General features: G+C 72.6%; 1 protein-coding gene. It reads left to right on the top strand.

Annotated features, from left to right (window positions below; translation table 11 throughout):
* Window positions 1-902, top strand: a 902-nt coding sequence (locus AB4039_RS42230; RefSeq protein WP_442273308.1) for a replication-relaxation family protein, incomplete at both ends; no start/stop codon positions are given.

Here is a 902-nt window from a genome sequence, read left to right as displayed (position 1 = left end):
AAGGCGACCGCCTCTGAGCGGAAGACGGCCCGTACGGCCTCGCATGCGGGTGCGCTGTCCGATCTGCGCAAGCATGGTCTCGCCGAGAACGGCGGCACCACCCGTGCGGGGGAGTCGCTGCGCAATCTGACCACCAAGGGCCTGGAGGCCGCCTCCTACGAGCTCGGACGCCCCCWGTCGGAGATGGGCTCCACCGCCCGCGGCGCAGGCTCCAGCGGRGCCACCCACCCCATGGCCGTCAACGGGACCGTCATCGCGATGCTCCGCCCCAAGCCCGACCTCCGGCTGCTCACCGCGGAGCCGGCCGAAGCCAAGGCGGCCGCGCAGGCCGCCGTCGACGCCCCGGCCGGCATCGGCACGATCGCCTCGTACGCGACCGAGGTCCCGCAGCCCGCCACCGGCACGTGGGGTGCGCCGGGCAAGGGCGGCGCCCAGGCCGACATCGTGCTCACCGCCCCGCAGGACCAGATCCCGCTGCTGTTCATCGAGGTCGACAACTGCCACGAGAGTGCCGAGGAGATCGCGGCAAAGCTGCTGAAGTACKCCAGGTTCTTCAAGCGGCAGATCAAGGACACCGACGGCAAGGACAAGCCGATGTGGCGTACCCGCTGGATGGCCCGCGTCGCGGAGCGAGGAGAGGCCCCGCACCCGCCGGTCTTGATCGTCTTCAACCGCCTCGGCGCCCGCGACCCCAACCGCACCGTCCCGCGGCTCCAGGAGCTGACCCGGCCGCTGTGGGCGGSCGAGCCGGCCGACGGGTTCAGCAGCTACGACCGGAAGATCCCGATCATCGCGACCGGCCTGCGCAACCTGCGCGCCCACGGCCCGGGCGGCCCGGTCTTCCTCCGCTTCGGCCGCACCCACATGCAGCCGCTCCACGACGCGATCGGCAACCCCCGCCG

This window comes from Streptomyces sp. M-16, assembly GCF_052114405.1.
GTDB lineage: Bacteria > Actinomycetota > Actinomycetes > Streptomycetales > Streptomycetaceae > Streptomyces.
The sequence above is the reverse complement of the archived record's forward strand: the minus strand, read 5'-3'. Positions and strand labels throughout refer to the sequence as shown.